Origin of the sequence: Psychrobacter sp. AOP3-A1-26 (assembly GCF_052378235.1) — a bacterium.
GTDB lineage: Bacteria > Pseudomonadota > Gammaproteobacteria > Pseudomonadales > Moraxellaceae > Psychrobacter.
Genome location: NZ_JBQSXN010000124.1, coordinates 1 through 5,317 on the forward strand (window position 1 = coordinate 1; position 5,317 = coordinate 5,317).

General features: G+C 44.8%; 4 protein-coding genes. 2 read left to right on the top strand and 2 right to left on the bottom strand.

All coding sequences use genetic code 11. The features are described from left to right. The first annotated feature begins 268 nt into the window (after window positions 1-268). Window positions 269-811 (top strand): hypothetical protein, encoded by a 543-nt coding sequence (locus ACT3TU_RS13405; RefSeq protein ID WP_225736882.1) that lies wholly within the window; start codon window positions 269-271, stop codon window positions 809-811. Window positions 812-961: 150 nt separating this feature from the next. Next, complete coding sequence (locus ACT3TU_RS13410) at window positions 962-1,516, top strand: REP-associated tyrosine transposase (RefSeq protein ID WP_192522578.1); 555 nt, start codon at window positions 962-964, stop codon at window positions 1,514-1,516. A 173-nt stretch (window positions 1,517-1,689) separates the two neighbouring features. On the opposite strand, the gene ligA is transcribed toward ACT3TU_RS13410, so the two are convergent. Together ligA and ACT3TU_RS13420 are read right to left on the bottom strand one after the other, a co-directional pair. Continuing rightward, window positions 1,690-3,765, bottom strand: coding sequence for an NAD-dependent DNA ligase LigA (ligA, locus tag ACT3TU_RS13415; RefSeq protein ID WP_192522579.1), 2,076 nt, complete (start codon window positions 3,763-3,765; stop codon window positions 1,690-1,692). A 338-nt stretch (window positions 3,766-4,103) separates the two neighbouring features. Further along, the gene (locus tag ACT3TU_RS13420) at window positions 4,104-5,129 is read right to left on the bottom strand and encodes a cell division protein ZipA (protein WP_192522580.1); all 1,026 of its coding nucleotides are present in this window, start codon (window positions 5,127-5,129) and stop codon (window positions 4,104-4,106) included. Between the last annotated feature and the right edge of the window lie 188 nt (window positions 5,130-5,317).

Sequence of the window (5,317 nt, forward strand, 5' to 3'; positions counted from 1 at the left end):
CTTTAAAAAACGCTACGATACTGCTGGTATAGTTTTTTTGCAGCCTCTGTCTGCGTAGGCACAGCAAGCCAGAAAAAAACGGTACCAGCAGTACGTGATATAGCGATATTACTTCTCACTGACTATAAATAACGCGCCTTCTTAGCTGACTTCCTAACATAAGAATCAGCCCTTTTCTGCATATAACTAGAGAAGCGTATAGAAAGCTGTCAAAATAGCCCGTCTATAAAAATGCTTGATGCTGAACAATAAAAAGGATGACTCAATAATGAAGCGCTTAATAAATATGATGATTGTCGCTAGTGCCAGTATGTGGGCGCTGTCAGGGTGCGACAACAGTGCTGATACTGCTGAAACAACTACTTCGTCCTCTGATTCAGCCCTAACGACACCGGATTCATCAACGAAAGCCGAAAACGCGATTGATTGGTCTGCCATGGACAGCAGTGAGAAACCAGCCGAACTCACTAACTACGACTACCCTTTTGCGCGCGATAGCCAAAATGTAAAAGACTATGCAGAATACTTCAAAGTTGATAATACTACGGCTCAGCATAATCTAACCGTGAGTATGGCAAGTAATGAAGCACTATCAAAAGCCTTGGATCAGCTGAGTGAAAATTACGTCTCACATGAGCTGACTGACGATGACCATATGACACTTATTATTCATACCACGCCTGAGGTTAAAGCCAGTAATTATGATTATGTATTGGCTGGAGAATTTGCAAAAGGATTGGTATTACCTATCGTGATTCAGCCAGATGGTAAGAAAGGTGATGCGAAGGGGTATGGTGAGATGGCGGAGTAGAGATTAATAGCGTATGTTTTTGCGCATACTCTACCAAGAAACTCTAAACTGTAGGGTGCGCCTTGCGCACTGATAAGATTAAAAAACCTGTAAGCTATAGAATCTATCCCGCATAACTATAAGACATAAAGGCTCATACGGTAAATACAGATGCCACGATACATTCGTTCATACACGAAAGGTGCTACCTACTTTTTTACTTTGGTTTCATACAACCGAAGAAAAATACTGTGTGAAGATGACTTCCTGCAAGCCTTTAAAAAAAGTATAAAACAAGTTCAACAACAATATTCCTTTGAAATTATTGCATGGGTACAATTGCCCGACCATCTGCACTGTATTTGGAGACTGCCTGAAAACGATGCTGACTATAGTATGCGTTGGTCACAGATAAAGCGCTTAACCACCCAAGCTTGCCCACAATACCACTTACCAATAAATGAATTAAGCCCTTCAAAAGTTAAGAGACATGAAAGAGGCATTTGGCAACGTCGGTTTTACGAGCATGAAATAAAGAACGAAGCAGACTTTATAAGACATATAGATTATCTGCACTATAACCCTGTTAAGCATGGGTTAGTCAAAAAGGTAGTAGATTGGCCGTATTCAAGCTTTCATCGTTATGTGAGGCAAGGTGACTATTTAGCAGATTGGGGGGATGATGGTCTCGAATTCTCATCGAGTTTTATTGATAAATTAGAGTGAGCTATATTTGATGGTGCGCTAGGCGCACCCTACTGGCTGTACGCGAGCGCCGAGTGAGCCATTAAAAAAAGACGGCTCATGACCCGCATATTTGCCTACCATTAAAGCAAGCGATGCTGAGGCCATGCTTTTTCTTTTCTGTCTCTTTGCTCTTTTAATGGCAAGGACTTGCCCTACTCCCCAACCAACGCCAGAAACTCATCCTCACCCACCACTTTCACCCCTAATTTCTCCGCCTTCGCCATCTTCGAGCCAGCCTTATCACCTGCCAATAGCGCGGTAGTTTTTGCTGAGATGCTTCCGGATACTTTGGCACCGAGCGCTTGAAGCTTGGCTTTGGCTTCATCGCGTGCCATGCTATCGAGCGCGCCAGTAATAACCCACGTTTGCCCATCGAGCGGCAACCCCTCTGACACCACTTGCTCGACCTTATCCCAATGCACGCCAGCTTCACGTAATGCGGTGATGACTTCTATATTGTGCGGTGCGCGGAAGAACTTATAGGCAAGCTCAGCAGTAATAGCGCCCACGTCTGGCGTGAGTAACAGTTTTTCGATATCTGCTGCCATTAGACTGTCAAGGTCGCCAAATTGCTGTGCCAAATTCTGCGCAGTGGTTTCACCAACGCCACGAATACCAAGTGCATAGATAAAGCGCGCCAGTGTCGTATATTTGCTGGCTTCGATTGCGCTGATGATATTTTTTACCGATTTTTCGCCCAGCTTCTCATAAGTAATCATCTCGTCTTGATGGTTGTGCAACTGATAAATATCAGCGACGGTTTTAATTAAGCCATGCTCAAAAAAGCTAATCAGCCAACTCGCGCCTAAGCCATCGATATCCATCGCCCGACGCGAGACAAAGTGAATCAGTGCCTCTTGCTGCTGCGCGGGACAAAACAATCCGCCAGTACAACGTGCCAACGCTTCATCTTCAGGCAATACTACAGGCGAGTCACATACTGGACAGGTCGATGGCAATTTAACTGGTTTTGAATCTTCTGGGCGCAGATCTGTCCAAACGCGGGTGACTTTGGGTATGACGTCACCGGCGCGGTGAACGCTAACCATATCGCCTGCGCGCACGTCTAAGCGCTGAATCTCACCAAAATTATGCAAGGTGACATTACTGACGGTGACGCCACCAACTTTGACAGGCTCGAGCTTACCAACTGGGGTAATCGCGCCAGTACGTCCGACTTGCCACTCAATTGCATGTAGACGCGTCATGACGGTTTCGGCAGGGAATTTATACGCCGTTGCCCAGCGCGGCTCACGCGATAAGAAGCCAAGCTGCTGCTGTAATGAAAGTCTATTCACCTTAATCACCATGCCGTCAATCTCAAATGGCAGGTCGCTACGCGTCGCAATAACTGACTCATAATAGGCTTGCGCCTCACGCGGGTTTTGTACCACTCTTACAGCACTAACGGTAAAACCAATATCACCAATCCAAGCCAATGCGGCCGATTGGGTCTCTATACTTTCGGGCAGTCCTTGATTGACTGAATAGGCATAAAACGCCAATGGTCGACTAGCGGCTATACTTGGATCGAGTTGGCGTAAACTCCCAGCGGCAGCGTTACGTGGGTTAGCAAATGTCTTTTCTTCTTTTTCTGCTGCTAAGCGATTGAGACGCTCAAAGCCTGCCTTTGGCATCAGCACTTCACCGCGCACTTCTAACAGCTCGATATCAGTAGCATCAGCTAGCCATAGCGGCAGATTACGAATGGTTTTGGCATTTTGGGTGATGTCTTCGCCTACTTGCCCATCACCTCGTGTTACCGCTTGTACAAATTTGCCATAAGCATATTTGAGTGACACCGCCAAACCATCAAGTTTTAGCTCCATCTCATATTCAGGGTTTTTCTGCGCGTCATTCAAACGATCATTGACGCGGCGCATAAAGTCGCGCAAATCATCGTATTCAAAGACATTGCCAAGCGATAGCATCGGTACGTCATGCATGACTTGAGTAAAGGCAGATAGCGGCGTATCGCCCACTTGATTAATCGGACTATCAGGTTGTATTAAATCTGGATACTCGCCTTCAAGCTCCAATAAGGAACGCCGTAACTGATCGTACTCGCTGTCCTCTAAGATGGGATTATCGAGCACATAATAGGCGTAATTATGCGTCTTTAAAGTATCAATAAGCAGGCGCATTTGGGTGACAATAGCAGCATCATTTTCTACAGATTTGCCAGTGTTAATGTCTTTGGAAGTAAGCGGTAAAATAGGATCAGTCATAGTCAGCGTCTTTACGGTTCAAGATGCCGATATGATAACAAGTTTGCAGGAGGGTCGGATAACATTTTATAGATAAACAGACGTATATAAATAGTTATAATCAATGAAAAATAATATCTATACACCACATACTGCTTGTATAATTTTTTCTTGCTTGCTGTGCCTACGCAGACAGAGGCTGCAAAAAAATATACAAGCAGTACCGTAGCGTTTTTAAAATATTTTAACTATAGATGAAAAACCGATAAGCCGAAAATTAAAAAAGGCAAATAACGTTATCGCTATTTGCCTTTTTTACTGGCTGTCATATCAATCAGCCATGAATGAACTACTATTAACTAGCCTTCATAATCACGAACTTGATTACGCAGCTGTTGTTTATATTCAGGGGTGATTGGTTCGTTTTCTTCATCGAGCATGATAGCGTCCAAATCGCTTGCCATCATATAGGCAATACTCATCATACTATCGAAGCTACGCACGGCTTGTGGATGCGGTAATGATAAGAAGACCACTACGCCGTTATAAGTATTGGTCGCCACGCTATGCGGATCAAAGGGTGCGATACCACTGTCGGTAATGCCCATCATGCTGAACCATAGCATGCCTGTACCATCTTTTTGCTCATAGCGATGGAACATATTCATCGCCCCATAGCGCAGACCGTATTTATCAATTAACGCCAACAAATCACGACCGCGAATAACGGCGTGTGGACGGTCACGGTATTGGTGCGGCAATATGGTGATATTAATATTGTCTTTGGCATTAATTAATGGGCTGTTTTGCGCTTCATCCACTGGCTCTGATAGATGCTGATCAAGTATTGGGCTGTTATTGTCAAAGCTTGGCTCTTCTGCCGTATCAATCGATGGCATCAGACTGTCGGTTGCCGACATTAAGCTTGAAAACGCATCTGGCTCTTGCTCGACATTCATTTGTCCAGCGGCTTCTACAAATTCAGCATTATCAGCGTGCTGTTGCTCTTGTTGCCAGCGTGCATAATCCTCATCACTGATATGGCTATCATCAGCGCTTGCCTCACTATTTATACCATCGCGCCCCGCTGTCAGCTGCGCATCGACAGTGCTATGTGGCTGGGTCAAAGGCTCTTCTTCAACCACTGCATTGAGATAACTGCGATCAGGCGCAATGCTGGTCTCGCCCGCGACGGTATCATCCAAGTCTGGCTGATCGACGATATTGCGCTCATGACGCGGTATGATGGGAATACCGTTTTTATCATAATTGACCGCGGCAGCTTCGGCCGTTTTGCGGCGCTGAAAGCTACGAATGACCATAAACAACCCTGCAAGCACGATAAATGCGGCAATGGCGATCAATATAAACTGAATAGCGGTCATGAGAAATACATCCTAATATATGACAAAAGGGAATACATAAGAGGGAATAAATGGCAATAGTCTAGCATGGCTATTTAATGTCGTCACCATATAGTCATCGTTTGTCATTAGTCTGACATACTTGCGTGACTTTATATTCCAGACCTAACTATAACACTAGCAGTGGCTGCCAGTTATTAATTATTTAT